The sequence below is a fragment of the Paenibacillus sp. sgz302115 genome, assembly GCF_056120445.1.
The window spans coordinates 17,512-35,754 of sequence record NZ_JBVYOK010000024.1 but is presented as its reverse complement, the minus strand read 5'-3'; the positions used below and the strand labels follow the sequence as shown (position 1 = coordinate 35,754).

19 protein-coding genes and 1 pseudogene are annotated in these 18,243 nt (G+C 51.8%); 16 read left to right on the top strand and 4 right to left on the bottom strand.

Annotated features, from left to right (window positions below):
* Positions 1–41 precede the first annotated feature (41 nt).
* Entirely contained in the window at positions 42–419 is a 378-nt protein-coding gene (locus AC0LWN_RS28080) for a hypothetical protein (protein ID WP_474671185.1), read from the bottom strand.
* 278 nt (positions 420–697) lie between these two features.
* Here AC0LWN_RS28080 and AC0LWN_RS28075 point away from each other — a divergent pair, with 278 nt between their 5' ends.
* The 8 genes and pseudogenes from AC0LWN_RS28075 (at position 698) to AC0LWN_RS28040 (ending at position 7,284) form a co-directional block, all read left to right on the top strand.
* The gene (locus tag AC0LWN_RS28075; protein WP_474671183.1) at positions 698–1,207 is read left to right on the top strand and encodes a DUF948 domain-containing protein; all 510 of its coding nucleotides are present in this window, start codon (positions 698–700) and stop codon (positions 1,205–1,207) included.
* A 37-nt stretch (positions 1,208–1,244) separates the two neighbouring features.
* Complete coding sequence (locus tag AC0LWN_RS28070) at positions 1,245–1,781, top strand: hypothetical protein (RefSeq protein ID WP_474671181.1); 537 nt, start codon at positions 1,245–1,247, stop codon at positions 1,779–1,781.
* A gap of 267 nt (positions 1,782–2,048) precedes the next feature.
* Positions 2,049–3,206: a PP2C family protein-serine/threonine phosphatase gene (locus AC0LWN_RS28065; protein WP_474671179.1), complete on the top strand. Its 1,158-nt coding sequence runs from the start codon at positions 2,049–2,051 to the stop codon at positions 3,204–3,206.
* Between the two features lie 89 nt (positions 3,207–3,295).
* Complete coding sequence (locus tag AC0LWN_RS28060) at positions 3,296–4,171, top strand: CheR family methyltransferase (RefSeq protein ID WP_474671177.1); 876 nt, start codon at positions 3,296–3,298, stop codon at positions 4,169–4,171.
* A 227-nt stretch (positions 4,172–4,398) separates the two neighbouring features.
* Positions 4,399–5,607 (top strand): annotated as a pseudogene (locus AC0LWN_RS28055) (response regulator); the annotation flags it as partial.
* A 100-nt stretch (positions 5,608–5,707) separates the two neighbouring features.
* Positions 5,708–6,046 carry an STAS domain-containing protein gene (locus AC0LWN_RS28050; RefSeq protein ID WP_474671175.1) on the top strand — a complete coding sequence of 113 codons (339 nt, stop codon included), beginning with the start codon at positions 5,708–5,710 and terminating at the stop codon, positions 6,044–6,046.
* 18 nt (positions 6,047–6,064) lie between these two features.
* Positions 6,065–6,517 (top strand): anti-sigma B factor RsbW, encoded by a 453-nt coding sequence (rsbW, locus tag AC0LWN_RS28045; RefSeq protein WP_474671173.1) that lies wholly within the window; start codon positions 6,065–6,067, stop codon positions 6,515–6,517.
* A complete protein-coding gene (locus AC0LWN_RS28040) occupies positions 6,514–7,284 on the top strand; it encodes a sigma-70 family RNA polymerase sigma factor (protein WP_458966283.1) in 771 nt (256 codons plus the stop codon). The genes rsbW and AC0LWN_RS28040 overlap by 4 nt, the downstream gene beginning before the upstream one ends.
* Before the next feature lie 86 nt (positions 7,285–7,370).
* Here the strand turns inward: AC0LWN_RS28040 and AC0LWN_RS28035 are convergent, their stop codons facing one another.
* Both AC0LWN_RS28035 and AC0LWN_RS28030 read right to left on the bottom strand, forming a co-directional pair.
* Entirely contained in the window at positions 7,371–7,796 is a 426-nt protein-coding gene (locus AC0LWN_RS28035; RefSeq protein ID WP_474671171.1) for a YtxH domain-containing protein, read from the bottom strand.
* Positions 7,797–7,911: 115 nt separating this feature from the next.
* Positions 7,912–8,136 carry a DUF1128 domain-containing protein gene (locus AC0LWN_RS28030; RefSeq protein WP_458966281.1) on the bottom strand — a complete coding sequence of 75 codons (225 nt, stop codon included), beginning with the start codon at positions 8,134–8,136 and terminating at the stop codon, positions 7,912–7,914.
* Positions 8,137–8,283: 147 nt separating this feature from the next.
* On the opposite strand from AC0LWN_RS28030, the gene yyaC reads away from it, so the two are divergent.
* On the top strand, positions 8,284–8,811 hold the full coding sequence (yyaC, locus tag AC0LWN_RS28025) for a spore protease YyaC (RefSeq protein ID WP_458966280.1): 528 nt from the start codon (positions 8,284–8,286) through the stop codon (positions 8,809–8,811).
* A 119-nt stretch (positions 8,812–8,930) separates the two neighbouring features.
* Positions 8,931–9,716: an alpha/beta fold hydrolase gene (locus tag AC0LWN_RS28020; protein WP_474671169.1), complete on the top strand. Its 786-nt coding sequence runs from the start codon at positions 8,931–8,933 to the stop codon at positions 9,714–9,716.
* A 92-nt stretch (positions 9,717–9,808) separates the two neighbouring features.
* On the opposite strand, the gene AC0LWN_RS28015 is transcribed toward AC0LWN_RS28020, so the two are convergent.
* Positions 9,809–11,098, bottom strand: a complete 1,290-nt coding sequence (locus tag AC0LWN_RS28015) for an MFS transporter (protein WP_474671167.1) — start codon at positions 11,096–11,098, stop codon at positions 9,809–9,811.
* A 235-nt stretch (positions 11,099–11,333) separates the two neighbouring features.
* Here AC0LWN_RS28015 and tnpA point away from each other — a divergent pair, with 235 nt between their 5' ends.
* The 6 genes from tnpA (at position 11,334) to AC0LWN_RS27985 (ending at position 18,236) form a co-directional block, all read left to right on the top strand.
* Positions 11,334–11,744, top strand: a complete 411-nt coding sequence (gene tnpA / locus AC0LWN_RS28010; RefSeq protein ID WP_474671165.1) for an IS200/IS605 family transposase — start codon at positions 11,334–11,336, stop codon at positions 11,742–11,744.
* The gene (locus tag AC0LWN_RS28005) at positions 11,741–12,913 is read left to right on the top strand and encodes an RNA-guided endonuclease InsQ/TnpB family protein (RefSeq protein WP_474671163.1); all 1,173 of its coding nucleotides are present in this window, start codon (positions 11,741–11,743) and stop codon (positions 12,911–12,913) included. The genes tnpA and AC0LWN_RS28005 overlap by 4 nt, the downstream gene beginning before the upstream one ends.
* A gap of 253 nt (positions 12,914–13,166) precedes the next feature.
* Positions 13,167–13,844 (top strand): DUF6483 family protein, encoded by a 678-nt coding sequence (locus AC0LWN_RS28000; protein ID WP_474671161.1) that lies wholly within the window; start codon positions 13,167–13,169, stop codon positions 13,842–13,844.
* Positions 13,841–14,644 carry a PhzF family phenazine biosynthesis protein gene (locus tag AC0LWN_RS27995; protein ID WP_474671159.1) on the top strand — a complete coding sequence of 268 codons (804 nt, stop codon included), beginning with the start codon at positions 13,841–13,843 and terminating at the stop codon, positions 14,642–14,644. The genes AC0LWN_RS28000 and AC0LWN_RS27995 overlap by 4 nt, the downstream gene beginning before the upstream one ends.
* 27 nt (positions 14,645–14,671) lie before the next feature.
* Positions 14,672–15,865: a class I SAM-dependent methyltransferase gene (locus AC0LWN_RS27990; protein WP_474671157.1), complete on the top strand. Its 1,194-nt coding sequence runs from the start codon at positions 14,672–14,674 to the stop codon at positions 15,863–15,865.
* A gap of 142 nt (positions 15,866–16,007) precedes the next feature.
* A complete protein-coding gene (locus AC0LWN_RS27985) occupies positions 16,008–18,236 on the top strand; it encodes an O-antigen ligase family protein (RefSeq protein ID WP_474671155.1) in 2,229 nt (742 codons plus the stop codon).
* Positions 18,237–18,243: the final 7 nt, after the last annotated feature.

Sequence of the window (18,243 nt, the reverse complement as noted above, 5' to 3'; positions counted from 1 at the left end):
GCCTCTATTTCTGTTTTCTCTGATAATCTTACAGATTAGTCTTATAGAGTAATGACATGGGAGGATGCAGCGATCTTGATCCATGCTGTACCCAGCCAAGTGTACACTTCTCTCCATTCATTGCCCGCACTGTCGGTCATAACAACCCCTGTGGTATCCACAGTTTGTACTCCGAGCCAGCCGGCAGGAGCTGCGCTGCCCATGGCGAAGTAGAAGGGGGTTGCTGTGGTCAGGATAATTACCGGCGTTGCCGGTTTGATATCTGCCTGGGTGATTATAGTATCGAATGTGCTGCTATAAGTGCTGCTTGTTACCGTTGACGTGCCTGTGACTGTACCGGTTACTTCGTCGGCCAGAGCCGTTGCGGAAAAAGAAGCCGCAATACTCATTGCTGCTGCGAAACTGATTAGCTTTTTCATCTGATATTCCTCCAAGTCCTGGATTTTGTGGAATGTTTCTCTATGTTCCTGCTGTGTTATTAAGCATGTAAACAAAATGGAACATGATGAACCAAACTCTCTTATTTTAGCGCACGACAAGGAAGAGAGGAAGGCCTATACTTTGTGCATGGCGAATAAGATATAGGGGGGCGGTTCTTTAGGCGGTTGACATATTGTTTCGGCATTTTGAGGTAAGGGTAACTATGCAGTAATACAGCAGCACAAGCGGACATTAGGATGTGGAAGGGGTTGTGGAAATGATCATTGAACTTAGCGTTGCACTCGTTGCTATCGCATTTGCCATACTTGTTTACTTTTTGATATCTACCTTGAAATCAGCGAAGGATTCTCTTGAGAAGGTCAGCCAGACTCTGGCGGAGGTTCAGAAAACGATTGATGAGCTTACGTATGAGGTGAAAACTACGGTCAGGCATGCCAATGATATTACCGCAGACGTTCAGGGCAAAATTCAAAAGATTGATCCCATCGTGGATTCCGTGAAAAACCTCGGTGATGTCATGAATGAATTGACGCTTACCGTCAAGCAGGTATCGGTCACGGTGATTGAGAAATACCGGAAATCGCGGGAGCAGAAGGAGAAGGGGAAAGCTGCTGTACCTGTGGCAAAAGCACCGCTGGCTCCACCCGAAGAACGCATTGACAGCTCTTCCGATACCGTATATGCCAAGAAATCCTCAGGAAGAATAGAAGTGGCGCTGAAAGGCGTAGACGCTGCGGCCGCTATTTGGCAGAAGTTCCGCAAGTAACCGGAGGGTAGAAGCAGAATATGAAAGGCGGGATGTAATGATGAATGTTATTCTTCTATTGCTGAGTCTCCTTTCTCCTTATTTATCTGCATCTCCGCAAAAGGAGGCGGCTCCTGCCGCTTTGTATGATTCATATCCGGCCGTCGTGCCGGCTTTTGAGCACAGTCAGAATGTCAGCCCCTACGTCAGCAGCTTTGATTCTCTTGCGGGTGTGTCGCTGTACATGCCCAAGGAAGAACTGCTCCAGGTCAAGGGTTCTCCGCTTACGATCACCCCTGATCCCTGGCAGGGCTGTCAGGAATACCATTATGCCGAGCTGTCGGCCGGAGTTTGTGAAGATGCCGTGCTCTATGTGCACGTGACCCCCGCCCAGGCCGGGCAATTCGGACTCCGGCTGAATGGGCAACGGATTGATCCGCTAAGGAACAATCTTTCTGAAATGCTGGGCACCCCTGATTTTGTTGCTGAAGACGGGGACGTATATATGAGAGGAAACGTTGCACTGAAGGTGTACCGCAATGCGCTGACCGGTGAATGGGACGGCATAGATTTGTTTGACGGGAATTCCTCATAAGGCGTTTCATGCTCTGCAAAACAGGTTAATGAAAGAACGTTCCGCTTTATGGTGTTGTGTGCATGGAGAGTCCATAGTCCAATAGCGTAACCTCCAGTCCCACTACCTGCAGTGGGGCTGGAGGTTACTTTGTTGAGTACGAAAGTAAGGACTTCATCCGGGGTATGCTGCTGCGTGGAAAGAGGTTGTTCAGATATCGTATGATAGAGCTATAGAAAGACTTGCGGGTTGTAAGATTAAGACTCAATTTGTGCGGGGTGAAAAGGTTTGAAAATTCTTATCGTAGACGACAATCCAACTAACGTCATCATTATCCGTGAAATTCTGAAAAAAGAAGGCTACCGGGATTTTGCAACTGCAGCCTCTGCCAAAGAAATGCTGAAGCTGCTTGGCATCGGTTCGGACAGCGAAGCCGCAGGCCAGCGGCCGCCTAATATTGATTTGATTCTGCTCGATATGATGATGCCGGAAATGGACGGTATTGAAGCATGCAGCGTTGTCCAGCAATATGAGCATCTAAGGGATATCCCGATTATTATGGTCACTGCCGTTGGAGATTCCAAAAAATTGGCGGAGGCGCTGGATGCCGGCGCAGGTGATTATGTGACCAAACCGATTAACAAGGTGGAGCTGATGGCCCGCATCCGCCTGGCGCTACGTTTGAAGCGGGAAAAGGATTGGCATAAGGAGCGGGATCAGCGGATACAGGATGAGCTGAAGCTGGCCGCTATGGTGCAGAATGCGGTGCTTAGCCAGCCGCTGAAGGAAGAGGCATTTGAAGTGCATGCCCTCTACCAGCCTTCGTTTGAACTGGCGGGCGACTTATATGCCTGGTATCCCCTTGGAGACGGACGGTATGCTGTCATTTTGCTGGATATGATGGGACACGGAATTTCCTCATCGCTGTTCTGCATGTTCCTGGCATCCGTGCTTAAGGATACAGTAACAACCTATGTGGAGCCTGAGAAGGTCATTCAGGAGCTGAACAGGCGGTTCAACCAGCTCTACATTGAGAAGCAATTGGTCCAATACTACTTCACGGCGATTTATCTCGTCATTGATACCCGGCTCAAGCGGATTGATTATGTAAATGCCGGTCATCCGCCAGGGCTCTTGTTCGAGGGTAATGCTGCAGAGCCGATATTGCTGGAGAGCAACGGCCATCCGGTCGGTTTATTTGACACTATTGATATCCAGACGCAGAGTCTGACCTTCAAGGATGAGGGGCATTTGGTGCTGTACACGGACGGTCTGCTGGAAATGACGGAAGGCGGGCAGGAAGAGCAGCTTGAATTTATGGTCGGACATTTGAATAAAGGACATGAATGGCAGGAAGAGGCCATGCGTGCGGCTTTCTTAAAGGATGTTCCTAATCTGGAGCGGGATGACGACAAATGCCTGGTATGGATTTCATTGAAGGAGTAGTATTCGTAAGCATAGTTTTTGGGTAATAGTCTTACAGTACTAATAACAACCGGTCCGGAAATACGGCAGTGCCAGGGAGTCTTGATAACATGACAGCTATGGAGCGTAGGTACGCAGAGCCATCCGCCCAAGCCGGAAGGGTTCAGGAGCTTGAGCAGATTGAAATTGAATTGCTTTTGAGCGGAGTGCATCGCCTGTATGGATATGATTTCAGGAATTATGCGCTGCCTTCACTCAAGCGGCGGATCTGGCATCATGTGCATGCCGAGAATGTGCGAAGCATATCCGCGCTGCAGGAGAAGGTGCTGCATGACCGCGGCTGCTTTGAGCGGTTCGTGTACAGCCTTTCCATCCCTGTGACGGAGATGTTTCGGGACCCCGGGATGTTCTCCACCTTCCGTGAGAGAGTGATCCCGCTGCTTCGAGCCTGTCCCCACATTCGGATCTGGCATGCCGGGTGCTCCACCGGGGAAGAAGTATATTCCATGGCCATCCTGCTGCATGAGGAAGGGCTGTACGACAAGGCGCAGCTTTATGCCACAGACATGAACGCCCGCTCGCTTCAGCAGGCTAAGGAAGGCGTATACGAGATCGGCAAGATGAGGCAATACACCAGGAATTACATGGAGGCGGGCGGTACCCGCGTGTTCTCCGAATACTATACAGCGAAATACAATTCGGTGGTTCTGCAGCCTTACTTGCGCAAAAACATTATTTTCGCAGAGCATAACCTGGCGACAGACACCTCGTTTAATGAATTCAATGTAATCTTTTGCCGCAACGTGATGATTTACTTCAACGAAGAACTCAGGGATCATGTTCACGGCTTGTTCTATGAGAGTCTCAGCCAGTCAGGAGTTCTGGTGCTTGGTTCCAAGGAATCCATTCATTTCACCAGACACAGTGACAGCTATGAGCCTATGGACACAGTGGAAAAAATATACCGTAAGATGCATATAAGCTGAACTTGAAAAAATTATAAAAAAGGTAGGAGTGCGGAGGGGAAGTTTGGATACTTACGGAGCGAAGCGTCCGCCTTTGTCTGCGGATTTCAACCGCGAACAGCGGTACAATTGAAGAAATCTGCAGGCGGGCAGCGGCCGGAAGTCCAAACATTCCCCGGAGTAACGACCAGATCCTTATATAAAAATCTAAAGTTCAACTTATACAATAACGGGTTAGGGGGGGCCAAATGGGGTTTCAAGAACCGATTCATATACTGCTTGTCGATGATCGTCCTGAGAATCTGCTGGCGCTGGAGGCAGTGCTTGAGAGCCAGCATTATAAGCTTGTCACAGCGGGTTCCGGCGAAGAAGCGCTGCGGTGTCTGTTAAGATATGAATTCGCAGTGATTGTGTTGGATGTGCAGATGCCGGGTATGGATGGCATTGAAACCGCCAAATTGATCAAAGCCAGAGAGAAAACAAAGGATATCCCGATTATTTTCATCTCCGCAAACAGCAAGGATGCAGAGCATTTATTTGCGGGATATTCTGCTGGTGCGATTGATTATATGGTCAAGCCCTTTATTCCGCAGATTCTAAAGTCCAAAATTAAAGGCTTTGTAGATATGTACCTGACTGCCAAGAAACATCAGATGCAATCCATGCTGCTGCAGCAAAAAACGCAGGAGCTGGAGAGAATTAACGCTGAGCTGATCAAAGCCAAGGAAGAAACGGAGCTCGCCGCCAAAGCCAAAACGGAGTTCCTGGCGATGATGAGCCATGAAATTCGTACGCCGATGAACGGTGTAGTGGGCATGATTGACCTGCTGATGGAGACAGAGCTTGCTCCCGAGCAGAAGGAATATACGGAAATTATCCGTAAAAGTGCCGATACACTAATTACCGTTTTTAACGATATTTTTGATTTCACCAAGATGAAGTCCGGCAAAATAGAAATGGAAGAGCAGCCCTTCGAGTTGCAGAACACGATTGAAGAGGTGCTCAGCTTGTTTTCTGCCGAAGCAGGCAAAAAGAATCTGGAGCTGTCTTATTATATTGATCATAAGCTGCCTAGGCTTATTAATGGAGACATGGTCCGTTTGCGTCAGGTTTTGATCAATCTGATGGCGAATGCTGTGAAATTCACCCACCAAGGCGGTGTTTACCTGGTTGCTTCTAGTGTCCCGGCAGTTGATAATAGGCTTACGGTCGAATTTACCGTCAAGGATACAGGCATCGGAATTTCCCCGGAGAAATGCGACCGTTTGTTTCAGCCGTTCTCCCAGCTAGACTCTTCTATGTCCCGCAAATATGGCGGAAAGGGTCTGGGGCTGGCCATCTGCAAATCCCTTGTCGGGATGATGGGCGGCGATATCTGGGTAGAATCTACTGAGGAAAAGGGTGCGGCTTTCGTATTTACGATTCAGGCAATGATTCCGGAGGAGGAAACGGCAAGAGGAAATGCATGATCCACTAAGCACAATGTCGTAGTTTTTGTTTCAATAATGCGCCTTTAGGGTTATTGGTAAAGAAAACATTTATCAGGAGAGATTGTCTATGAATGCAAATAAAAGCGAAAAGTTCCATGCAAAAACCGAAACTGAAGGCAGTGTATGTACGGTTTACCTAGTGGGAGAGCTTGATTTGTCGGTAGCTCCCGATTTTCGTCTGGTTATGGAGCCGCTCGTAGGAGATACAGGGCTTGATCTTGTCATGAATCTGAAGGATCTGAGATATATCGACAGCACCGGTATCGGCATTCTGCTCTCGATTCTCAAAGCAAGACATGGAATGGATGTTAAGTTTACAGTTGCGGAGGTTCCGCCGCAAATCCAGAAGCTATTTGATATGACCGGAATTTCCAAGTTTTTTGCCCCCCAAGAGAATTCCCACTAGGAAAGGATCGAAATAAGGATGAGTGATGACGTGCAAAAAGTAGTTCTTCAGTTACCTGCGAGTGCAGATTATGTCGATATCGTCAGACTGAATTTATATGGAATTGCCTCGAAGATGGGGTTCACGTACGAGGATATTGAGGATATGAAGGTTGCTGTGTCTGAAGCCTGTAACAACTCCGTCCTGTATGCTTACGGCCAGGAAGACGGCTTGGTTGATGTAATCTTTGAAGTAGGAACAAGTGCCTTGTCCATTACAGTCAAAGATGAAGGGGAGAGCTTTGACGGTTTGGATACATCCGAAGAACGCATGACGCTGCATGATAAAGAGCTGAGTGACGTTCAAGTAGGCGGGCTTGGATTTTACTTAATGCAGGCGCTCATGGATGATGTTAACGTTGTGAGCGAAGCAGGCAGAGGGACGGCCGTTACCCTGACTAAGCGGCTTAATTTCAGCGAGGAGAAAGTATGAACGAAAAAGTGACTCCCCCCGAGTCCACGAACGAGGCGGTAAGCCTGATCCGCGAATACCAGCAGACCAAAGACAATGAAATTGCAACGGTGCTGCTTCGCAAATATGAGCCGATGGTGAAGATGGCTGCAGGCAAAATCGCCCGCAATCGTCCTGATTTGTATGAGGATTTGTACCAGGTAGGACAGATGGCGTTAATCAGACTGCTCCAGCAATACGACATCAGTCTGGGAATACCCTTCGAGCCCTACGCTATGAAAAGCATGATCGGACATATGAAAAATTTCCTGCGGGATAAATCCTGGTACATACAGGTTCCTAGAAGGATTAAAGAGAAGGGCGCCCTTGTGCAGCAGGCTATTGATGAACTGATCATCAGACTCGAACGCTCGCCTGCGATAGAGGAAATTGCCCAGTATCTTGATCTTACGGTGGAAGAGACAGTGGAGGTGCTGGCGGGAAGAGAATGCTATCATTATGTATCTCTCGATTCTCCGCTCTCGCAAGAGGAGACAGGTGCCACGCTTGGTGAACTGATCAGTTCTGAAGCAAATGACTATGAGACAGTGGAGAAACGCATGGATCTGCAGCAGGCGCTGGGGCAGCTTAAAGAGCAGGAGCAGCAGGTGCTGCTGCTGGCCTTTCAGGATGGAGAGTCGCAGCGGGCGATTGCCCAGAAGCTTGGGGTATCGCAAATGAGCGTCTCCCGGATTCAGAAGCGCGCTACAGAAAAGCTGAAGCAGATTATGGCTAATTCCTCCTACTGATGAAACTAATAGATGAACATACAAACAGGACATGCCTTATTCCCCGGTCAGGGTCAGGCATGTCCTTTATGGGTTGTACCTGAGAATTATGCTCGATCGGCTGCTTCTTTGGATGCATTCTGTACGATAGACACGACATCATCCGCTGCATCGCTGACGGTATCAGCAATTGCTGTGCCCGAGTCCGACAGAGTTGCGGCAATCTGCTGCTTGCTGTCGCTGACGGCAGTGAAGATGTCGGAGGCTTTGGCGGATACACTGCTGGCTAAATCCGCAGCCTTTTCTTGAGCGGCAATGGCGATGCTTTTGGTTTTATCAGTTACGACACCGGCGACTTCTTTCGTTTTGTCCGTAGCTGCCGAGAATTTATCCGACAACTCACCCCGTACTTCACGGCCTGGCTTTGGTGCGAACAACAGCGCTGCGGCAGCGCCCAGCAAGCTTCCGATAACAATCCCTTTCAAGAATGGGCTTCCGCTCTCTACCGGAATTTCCGGTTCTGCCTTATTCATCGCGGATCACTCCTTATAAGATTATTGTATTTCAGAATGGCTTAAAGTTCTTACTTGGTATATAAACGTCGGTGCAAAAGCTGAAACATCAAGGCGCTCTTGCTCAGGGCAGCAATTATTTCTGGCGCAGGCGGCCAAGCTCAGAGACCAGTGCCTCAACCTGTGCGATGCTCAGTCTGTCACTGCCCATAGCCACCTCATAAATATCGCGTATATCCTCGTAGTTGCTTACCGGGAAGGCAGAGGCTTGCATGGCTGCCGCACTTGCCATCTTCAGCTTGCTTTTGATGCCCTCGATCATGTATTCAACATTTTCCTGTGTAGGCTGGGATAGATCCATTAGGTGTAACAGTCCTCTCTGTATATTAGTTCAAATATTCTATCATGTTTATGAAGGCAAACACCATTTTTTTGTCTGCTCCGCTGGAATCATGTTAAATTAGAGAAAATATTCATTAGGTTTCACTAGCTGAAGGGAGAGAGGGCATTGGCAATCAGGGAGCAGGAGAGCAGAAAACGCAGTAAAATGGATGCTTCCGGGCTGGTCTCCTTCTTCCGGGAGATCGCTGCCAGGCATCCGCTGGAGCAAATTACGTTTCTCTGCATCGGAACAGACCGGTCCACCGGCGATGCGCTTGGACCACTGACCGGCAGCCGGCTGGTGGAGCACGGCTTTCCGCATGTGAGCGGTACGCTGCCGTCCCCTTGTGACGCGGATAATCTGGCTCTGCGGATAGCGGAGATTCCCGAAGGGCAGTTTATTATTGCTGTTGATGCTTGCCTGGGGCCACCGGCTGCACTCGGAGCTTTTTTGGCGGCTGAAGGTCCGCTCCGGCCGGCGCAGTCGGTCGGCTTGTCCTTGCCGGCAGTGGGGAATTACAGTATTGCGGCGATCGTCGATCTGAACGGTCCGCGGCCTTACCGGACTTTGCAGACCACTCCGCTGCACAGAGTGATGGTCATGGCCGGGCAAATTGCCGCAGCGGCGGCAGCCGGGTTCGGGTTGAATTCTTGAGAGCGTTTCAAAAGAGACAATTCTGCTTAAATAATGTAGACAAGCAAACCGTCTCAAACCACGGATCATCCTGGTTGCTCGAGTGCAGTTAGCTACTCTATAGAAGGAGGGAAGCCGTCATGGAAAATGTTCGTTATGAGGGATACAATATTAGTTACAGTGATCAGGGCGCAGGTGAGGTAATTGTATTGCTGCACGGCTTCTGTGGAAGCTCTGGCTATTGGGAGCAGGTTATTCCGCTCCTTAGCGGCGATTATCGGGTGATTGCTCTGGATTTGCGCGGCCACGGAGGCTCGGATGCTCCGCTTGGGGCTTACAGTGTGGAGCAGATGGCCGATGATGTGCTGGCTCTGCTGAACGCGCTGGAGATTTCCGGGTGCTACCTGCTTGGACACTCCCTTGGCGGATATGTCACTCTTTCCTTTGCCCAGCGTTATGCATCCCGTCTGAAGGGATTCGGGCTGGTTCATTCTACCGGCTACCCGGATAGTGAGGAGGCTAAGGAGAACCGGCTGAAGAGTGTGAGCACAATTCAGAATGAAGGGATTTTCGCGTTCGTGGATGGGCTGATTCCCGGGCTTTTTGCGGCAGGCGCTGCTCCGCAGCTGCTGGAGCGTGCGAAGGAGATCGGCTATAGAACACCTCCCCAAGGGGCGGTAGGCGCCGCGATGGCGATGCGTGAGCGTCCCGACCGCCGTGACGTCATCTCAGCCACCGTACTGCCGGTGCTGCTTGTTGCCGGTGCAGAGGACAGCAAGGTATCCCCCGAACGGATCTTCACCTCGAATCATCCGAATGTGAGCCAGGTGACTATTCCCGGAGTAGGTCATATGAGTATGTACGAAGCGCCGGAACGCCTGGCTGAAATCATCAAGGATTTCGTACATGCAGCGGTTAGGAAATAATCAGATGAGATAGGCGGAGCTGTTATAAGCCCGTGATAATAATGCAAAAGAGGCAGCTTCCGCCGAATCCGGCGAGGCTGCTTCTTTTTTGCTCACTGAAACTTGCGGATAGCCGGAATGCAGAGCACAAGAGCAACACAGGCCATACACAGTCCCGAAAAAATATAGATGGTTGCTACGCCCCCTATAAGATCGGCCAGCCAGCCTACCAGAATGTAGCCTACCGGCAGGAGTGCGAATGAGCCAAGCAAGTCCAGGCTGGCTACGCGTCCAAAGGCTTCCTGCGGAACGAGCTCCTGCAGGCTGATCTCCCAAATCAAGCCGAAGATCATCAGACCGAACCCCTCAAGGGCGAACAAGGCGACCGCACCTGCAGCAGAGGGGGCAAAGGGCAGCAGGAACATAGCCAGCCCGCTTACAAAGACCCCGCCGTAAGCCATTTTTCCGCGGTGACTCCACTTGTTCTTCATGCCGAACAGCAGCCCTGCCGCAATAGCACCGACACCGGAGAAGGTGACGGCAAGCCCGTATACGTAAGGTTCCCAGCCATGATGAACCTTAAAGAGCCAAGGCACAAGAATACTGCTTATGCCGGCATAGCAAATGTTAATGAAAGAAAAGGCCAGAATCGTAATCCAGAGCCAGGGATGGCTGCGCAACACGGCAATCCCTTCCTTGAAGTCCTCCTTCCAGTGAGGGGTGGAGGAGGCTTCAGCAGCTGCGTGGGAGTGCACTGGCTGCTGTAATCGGGAGACGAGAACTTTGCGAAGCTGGATCAGGCAGACCAGCGAGAACAAGTAGGTAAACGCATCCAGCCCAAAGCCGACGCCTGCCGACAGATGGGTAATGAGCAGCCCGCCGAGTACGGGGCCGATCAGACGGATGGTCTGTGTAGTCATTTGCGTCAGGGAATTGGCGGCAATGCGGATATCCGGGGTAAATACGGTGGCCCGGACTGCGGAGTAAGCAGGCTGGAATAGGCCGTCAAGTAAACCGTAGCAGCCGACCAATACCAGCAGCAGCGGGATGGTGAGCAGTCCGGACAGTGAGAGCACAGCCGTCAGGAGCATGATGAAGGCACGGAAAATGTCCGCCAGCATCATAATTTTCACCCGGTCGTAGCGGTCTACAATATGCCCGGAAATCGGCAGCATGATTACATTAGGCAGCATGTATACCGCCATTACGAAGCCCATTGTTGTAGTAGAGCCAGTCAGGGAATACACCAGAACGGGCAGAATCACCATCGTTACCGAGCTTCCCAGGAAGGAAATCAGATGTCCGAGCCATAGTAAAGGAAAGGCCCGTGATTTGGCAAAAGGTGCGGCATAGCTGCGCAGCGGGTTGCCTTTAGCTTGTTCAGAGGTGCTCTCCGGGATCATCCTGGGACCTCACCTCCGAATACAGATTGAAGTGTGTTCAGTATATTTTACCCTGTATTTTTTTGTCAATGAACATTTGGATTAACCCCTGGATTTCCTGCTTCAGAAGATGCGGCAAGTGGCGCAGAGCCAAGGAATGGTTTAAGCGGCCAGGTGAAGCCTGGAAGCTCTGATTGCTCTGGTTTATGGTAATTTGATATAATCAGTCTTAGTTAGATATAAGGTTGGTGTATTGATGAAGTTAGACTCAAATAATCATTCAGTGTTCTCCTTAAACTACCATCTCATACTTTGTATCAAATATCGCAGAAAGGTGCTGACGGATGAGATTTCCCAGTATGCAAAAAGCGTTTTTGAACGGATAGGAGCAAACTATCGTATTACGATAAGTGAATGGAATCACGACCACGATCATATTCATGTGCTTTTCAAGGCGCATCCAAACACGGAACTATCCAAATTTATCAACGCCTATAAAAGTGCCAGTTCTCGTCTGATTAAGAAAGATTTCCCCGTTGTAAAAAAGAAATTGTGGAAAGAATATTTCTGGTCGCAAAGCTACTGTCTGATTACCGTAGGCGGTGCACCTCTGGAAGTATTGAAAACCTATATTGAGAATCAAGGGAAGGAGGGGAAAGCGGAGTGATCCGATGTGTCAAAACAGCGTTTCAAACGTCCAAAACTGACCTGGACAGATTGTTTGCGTGTAACCGGATCTCAGCCGAAATCTGGAACCAGTGTCTGTCTATCGCAAAGAACTATTCCCTGCAGCATGATGGAAAATGGATTGGAAAAACAGAACTTCAAGCCGCCTTAAAAAATCAGTTCTCCCTGCATTCACAGTCTGTACAGGCGGTTTGTCATAAATATCTATTTGCCAGAGATAGCGCAAAGCAAGCTAACCGCCAGGGCCTGAATACCAAATACCCCTACAAAAACAAGACGAATTTCAACACAAAATGGGTAGGCAAATCGTTCAAAATAGAGGGCAACACGATACAATTAAGTCTGGGTATCCAAAACGGCAAGCGCCAGCGACCGATTCAGATCATCGTTGCCAAGTTGCCGGGTGCCGACGAGATCAAAGAAATCGAACTGGTGTATGACCGAAAACTCATGGTTTCGATTTGCTATGAGGATGGGAAAGTGGCAAAGGTAAACGAGAGCAGCGAGGTTGCAGGAGTGGATCTGGGCGAAATCCACTCGATCGCGGCAACGACCACCGCAAACAAGTCGATCATTATCACGGGAAGAAAAGCAAGAAGCATTCATCGGTTTCGAAACAAGAAGCTGGGAGAGATCCAGAAGCTTATGAGCAAATGCCAAAAAGGCAGTCGGCAATGGAAAAAGTACAAGAGAGCCAAAACCTACATACTCAGCAAAAGCGAACGCCAACTCCATGATGTCATTCATAAAACAACCAAACAATTTGTGCAGTGGTGCGCGGAAAATGAGGTCAGAGAAGTGGTGATTGGCCAAGTGGAAGGCGTAGAGCGTCATACGAAAAAGAAGAAAAGGAAAATCGTTTCGCAAAAGTTATCCAATTGGAGCTTCGGCAAGATTCGGAAACAACTCAAATACAAATTAGAAGAACATGGAACAAGCGTGAAGTCGGTGGATGAAAGCTACACGAGTCAACAATGTCCTTGTTGCGGTAGAAGAAAAAAGACTTCTACAAGAAAGTATACCTGTTCCTGCGGCTATAAAGAACATCGGGATGTTCATGGAAGCAAAGGAATATTGTCCAAGTATCTGTATGGAGAAATCCGATATTTGGGCGAAACGAAATCGATCAAGTATCTACGGATCGCTTAGTTTAGCGAAAAGTAGTAGATGGTGAGTTCCCCACCCACTTGCAAAAGTGTTGCTTACTGAACCATACCGTTAGATTTCCGCTTCTGGCAGCGAAAGCAAGTAGCCAACCTATTTGTTTGCAGAAAGTAACGGTATGCCTGGTAAGAAACCCCTACTTCTATGCGAAGCGTAAGCAGGGGAGGTTCATGATGAGTCCAAAGGGAAACGTTGTGGGTATTGAAAAGTTCGTTAGCCAAGGAGAGGGGAGAACAGGATGTTCAGAAGAGATTACATCGTACGGATGATTGAGGATATGACGGCGATGGTTGCCAAGGTGCTCACGCTTAAGCAGGAGAAAAAAACGACAGAAGCCTTATGGGAGGTTGATGAGCTGCTGAACCGGCATTTTCGCTTGAATTCCCGGCTTTTGAATTCACTCTCCGTGGAGGATATCATTGATATGTATGTTTTGGGAGGCGTGGTCGAATCCGACAGGCTTCAAGGCGTGGCGCGTCTGCTCAAGGAAGAAGGCTCCATTTACGCTGCGGCGGGGGATAAGGACGCGGCCTTGTTCAGAGCCATGCGGTCGCTGCATCTGTTTTTGTATGCCGATCTTCATGGTGCTGACCGCGAGCTGATGGAAATGACGAAGGAAATAGACGAGCTCCTGCAGGAGGCCCAGGAATATATGCTTCCGGCGAAGACGGAACGGCTGCTGCTGACCTATATGGAATCCTTGGGCCGTTATGCCAAGGCAGAGGACAGTCTGTACCGGCTGTGGGAACATGGAGAAGCTGTAGCTTCGGAAGGGAAAGAGCTGTATGAACGGCTGCTGCTGAAGCCAGCGGAGGATTTGGAACGCGGCGGTCTCCCTGCGGAAGAGGTCAGACAAGGCCTGGAAGAGTGGAGGAGGCTTACTTCTGAGCTAAGCAAGGAGGCGAAGACCCTTTGAGCACGCCAATATTTATCGTCGATGCTTTTACAGATCGCGCATTTGCCGGAAATCCCGCTGCTGTATGCCTGCTGGACGGACCTGTTCCTGAGGCCTTCATGGCCCAGACAGCGGCGGAGATGAATCTGTCTGAGACGGCCTTTCTCTGGCCGGAGCAGGACGGCTACCGGCTGCGCTGGTTCACGCCTGCCGTTGAAGTCAACCTGTGCGGCCATGCCACACTGGCCAGCGCGCATGTACTGTGGGAAACCGGACGGCTTGCTTCAGGCGAAGAGGCGAAATTCTACACCCGCAGCGGATTGCTGCGGGCGACACAATCCGATCAGTTGATTTCGCTTTATTTTCCGCCGTATGAGCTTGTACCCTCTGGCCCGATTGCCGGATTGGCGCAAGCGCTGGGCATTAACGAAGATGATGTGCTGGAAACCTTGGCTTATGCCGACAACGTGCTGGTACGGTTGAAGGATGATAGCCTTGTGCGGCGGCTGAGCCCGGATTTTGCGCTGCTCGGCAAGCTTCCGCCACGAGCGGTCGCCGTAACGGCGGAGAGTGAGCCCGAAGATGTCGATTTTGTATCGCGTTTTTTTGCACCAGGGGTTGGTGTGAATGAAGATCCCGTCACCGGGTCCGCGCATTCCGCGTTAGCACCCTATTGGTCTGCCAGACTGGGCCGCACGCACTTAACTGCGTATCAAGCCTCATCTCGTGGCGGCACGCTGCTGCTGGAAGTTACCCCGGAGCTGGTAACCTTGTCGGGCCGGGCTGTGACTGTCGTCAGCGGACAGTTTCATGTGAAATGACAATTCATTTTTATATGCGAAAGTGAGATGTACCCTGTGGAAGCTTTGAATACTCTGATTGAACAAGTCATCAATAGCCGCACTCTGATTACGGCAACTCTGAGCCAGCTGCGCAGCAAAGGCGAAGCCGCCTTCACCAAGGTTCAGGTAAAACCCGTAGAATTAAAGGGCAAGCTGCATTATCAGTTCGCCTATTATATCGGCCCTAAGGTCGAACACCGCAATATCCCGGCTGAGGCCGCGGCGGAAGAATTGATGTCACTGCTGAGAGAGACGTTCCGGCAAGGGCTGCTCTGTACCGTAGAGGCCGATTATCAAGTGCTGATCAGCAAAAAGTATAAGGTATCCATCCTGACCAAATCGCCGACCAAGCAGGAAGCGCCGAATCTGGCCCATAACCGCCGCAAGCAGTATGTGCTGGATGAAGGAGTGCCTGTGCCGTTTCTGGTAGAGCTGGGCATTATGAATAATGAAGGCAAGGTGCTGGCCAAAAAATACGACAAGTTCCGCCAGATCAACCGTTTTCTGGAGATGGTGGAGGATGTGCTTGCCGATCTGCCGGCCGGCCGTCCGCTGACCATTGTGGATTTTGGCTGCGGCAAGTCCTATCTAACCTTTGCGCTGTATCATTATTTGGCCGTCCGCGAGCAGCGGGAGCTGAATATTGTCGGACTTGATCTCAAAGCCGATGTCATCGAGCATTGCAGTGCGCTTGCGGCCAAGCTTGGCTACGATCAGCTGCGGTTCCTGGTCGGCGATATTGCCGATTACAACGAGCTGGATCAGGTCGATATGGTCGTAACGCTCCATGCCTGCGATACAGCAACTGATGCCGCACTGGAAAAAGCGGTCCGCTGGGGCGCATCGGTAATCCTGTCGGTCCCTTGCTGCCAGCATGAGCTGTTTGCCCAGATTGAGAGCGAGGTGCTGAATCCCCTTTTGTCGCATGGTATTCTGAAGGAACGTTTCTCCGCTCTGGCTACGGATGCCATCCGGGCCAAGCTGCTCGATCTAATGGGCTACCGCACACAACTGCTGGAGTTCATTGACCTGGAGCATACGCCGAAGAATATTCTAATCCGTGCTGTCAAAGGCCCAGCCGGAGACAACGCGGCCAAATGGCGCGAATACAGCGCATTCCGTGATTTTCTTGGTGCAAAGCCGTATCTCGAACGTGCCTGCACCGATCTTCTGCCAGCCGGCAAAGCTGTACAAATCTGATGTTGCAAACTTAATACGTTAACGTGATTGCAGGACGGCTGCTTCCCTGGCGGAGGCGGGCCGTCCTGTTTGCGTTCCCCTTCTGGTTCTGGTGAAATCTGGAGATACTATAGATAACTTGATTCGTATAGGGGTAATTCGGGTGGAGCTGGATAAACGGCAGAGGGGCTTGGAGCAGGCAACCATATTTGTGTACGCTGGGGCGGTATTTGCAGCCGCTGCGGCGGCTTGTCTGCTGCGGGGGTTGTTTTTTGCTGAGGAGATGTATCTGTTTCTAACCTCATGGTTTATGCTGTGCGCGGCTCTTGCACTTTGGAGGCTGGCTGTGGCCGGGCTGTACAAGAGGGCAGAGGGGGCAGCCAATATGGGCCGCAGTATTGTGCCGGGAAAAGCGGAATTGCTGATGCTGTGCTGTCCGCTGGCGATCCTTATCCTTTATGCTGCCGCATGGCTGCGCGGGCCGATATCCCTGCAGGGAACACTGAATGAAATATTGCGCTGGGGCTTCTATGCCACTTTTGCTATCCTTGCATATTACTGTGCGGGAAACCGCTGGGGCGGACGGCTGCTCGCGGCAGTCTGGCATTTGCTGGGGATGACTATCAGCTTAAGCGCTTTGTTTGCTGTATGCGGGGGGATGAATCTTCCCTATGCCGTTGCTTACAGCCAATCCCCGGAAGTCAGTGCCACAGGTGCGCGGCTGGCCGGGCTGCTCCAGTATCCGAACGCCTTTGGCGCGGTGATGGCGGTCTTCCTGCTGGAGCGGCTATTCGCCGCCGCTGCCCGCATGGAAAGGGCCGGGGAACAGCGCTTGCTGCTGCGCACGCTCCCGCTGTTCCCCTACGCCGCCGCGCTGCTGCTCAGCGAGTCGCGCGGCGCGTGGCTGGCTGCGGCTTGCGCCAGCGCCGCAGCCCTGCTCTGGAAGCGGCGGCTCTGCGCGCCGCTTCTTCTTGCCGGAGCCGCGCCCGTGGCCGGCGCGGCGCTGCTGTACCGCCAGCTAGCCCATGCCGGGCTGGCGGTAGAGCCTTTGCCCGGCCTGCTTCTGCTGGCCGGGCTTTGGGGTTGCGCGCTGCTGGCAGGCGCGCTGCTGTGCCGCCGCCGGCCGGGCGCGGCGGGGGTGGGGGCTGCCGCCAAGCTGGCATTGGCGGCGGCAGTCTGGACGGCGGCGGGCAGCGCCGTCCTTGTGCAGGTACGCGAGCGGATTACCGGACCGTCGCCGACGGTCAACGCTCGCGGGCTGATGTACCGCGATGCCTGGAAGCTCGCGGCGGAAGTGCCCTGGCTGGGGCGCGGGGGCGAGACTTGGCGGAGCGCGTATCACGCCGCCCAGTCCCGCCCCTATGTAGGCAGCCAGGTGCACAGCGGTTACCTCGACCTCCTGCTTAACGCGGGAGTGGTCGGTTTGGCTGCCGCCTTGCTGCTGCTGGCGGCGGCAGGCTGGCTGGTGGCAATGGCCTCGCCGAGGCTGCTGCCACCGCTGCTCGTCATCGCCTTGCACGGCGCAGTCGATTTCGACTGGAGCTACGGCCTCACGTGGCTGCTGCTGTTCCTGCTGCCGGCGCTCGCCCGTGCAGAAGCGCTGCACGGAGCATCTGCTGCACCTGCACAAGGAGTCAGAATTGTACCTCCTGAGCCAGCAAACTCGGCTACCGCCCAGTGCGCAACAGCCGAGCCACGCAGCATGCCGCAGCACCGTTTGGCTATGCGGCATATTGCAATGATGGCTATAGCCTGCGGTTTGAGCCTGACACTCGCTATGATGTCTCTGCACGCGATGAAAGGGAGGGAGTTTTACAAGCAGGCAATCGTGGCGCCGCAGGCTTCAGAAAGAGCATCCCTGCTTCAGCAATCGCTGCAATGGAATCCCCTTGACCCGAGGGCGGCTGCTCTTTTATCCCGGCTGCTCCCGGATCAGCAGGGGACAGTACTGCTGCTTGAGAGCCTGAGGTATACACCGGAGAGTGCTCTCCTGCAATGGGAGTTGTCGAAGCGGGCTTTGCAAGGTGATAATCCCGGTACGGCGTTGTACCGGGTTCGTAGAAGCCTGCGGCTGGATGTCTTTAATCCCGTTAAGCGGGAAGAGGCGGTGAAAGGAATGCTCAATATGAGCCTTCGCAGGATGAAGGCGGGCGATCGGGAGGGAGCATTCCAAAGTGCCGCCGCCGGAATGGAGCTGCTGCGGCAGTACCGTCTGCTGAGCGCAAATGACAGCAGCAAAGGGAGAGAGCATAATGACCGCCGGTTCGGAATCGCCAAGGAAATTGAAGGTCTGGGCCTGAAGTTGAGCAGGTTGCGGGCGGAAGCTTACTATTCCGGACTGGAAAACAGCTCTGCAAGCGGCTTGGCTGCAGCAATTGATCCTGAACCGTAACAGATGT

Coding starts and splice junctions, on each gene's coding strand:
- AC0LWN_RS28035 (WP_474671171.1), bottom strand. CDS start 7,796: ATGAATAAGGCAGAACCGGAAATTCCGGTAGAGAGCGGAAGCCCATTC.
- AC0LWN_RS28030 (WP_458966281.1), bottom strand. CDS start 8,136: ATGGATCTATCCCAGCCTACACAGGAAAATGTTGAATACATGATCGAG.
- tnpA (WP_474671165.1), top strand. CDS start 11,334: ATGAAGTTAGACTCAAATAATCATTCAGTGTTCTCCTTAAACTACCAT.
- AC0LWN_RS28015 (WP_474671167.1), bottom strand. CDS start 11,098: ATGATCCCGGAGAGCACCTCTGAACAAGCTAAAGGCAACCCGCTGCGC.
- AC0LWN_RS28070 (WP_474671181.1), top strand. CDS start 1,245: ATGATGAATGTTATTCTTCTATTGCTGAGTCTCCTTTCTCCTTATTTA.
- AC0LWN_RS28000 (WP_474671161.1), top strand. CDS start 13,167: ATGTTCAGAAGAGATTACATCGTACGGATGATTGAGGATATGACGGCG.
- AC0LWN_RS28050 (WP_474671175.1), top strand. CDS start 5,708: ATGAATGCAAATAAAAGCGAAAAGTTCCATGCAAAAACCGAAACTGAA.
- AC0LWN_RS28075 (WP_474671183.1), top strand. CDS start 698: ATGATCATTGAACTTAGCGTTGCACTCGTTGCTATCGCATTTGCCATA.
- AC0LWN_RS27990 (WP_474671157.1), top strand. CDS start 14,672: ATGTACCCTGTGGAAGCTTTGAATACTCTGATTGAACAAGTCATCAAT.
- AC0LWN_RS28020 (WP_474671169.1), top strand. CDS start 8,931: ATGGAAAATGTTCGTTATGAGGGATACAATATTAGTTACAGTGATCAG.
- rsbW (WP_474671173.1), top strand. CDS start 6,065: ATGAGTGATGACGTGCAAAAAGTAGTTCTTCAGTTACCTGCGAGTGCA.
- AC0LWN_RS28040 (WP_458966283.1), top strand. CDS start 6,514: ATGAACGAAAAAGTGACTCCCCCCGAGTCCACGAACGAGGCGGTAAGC.
- AC0LWN_RS28060 (WP_474671177.1), top strand. CDS start 3,296: ATGACAGCTATGGAGCGTAGGTACGCAGAGCCATCCGCCCAAGCCGGA.
- AC0LWN_RS28080 (WP_474671185.1), bottom strand. CDS start 419: ATGAAAAAGCTAATCAGTTTCGCAGCAGCAATGAGTATTGCGGCTTCT.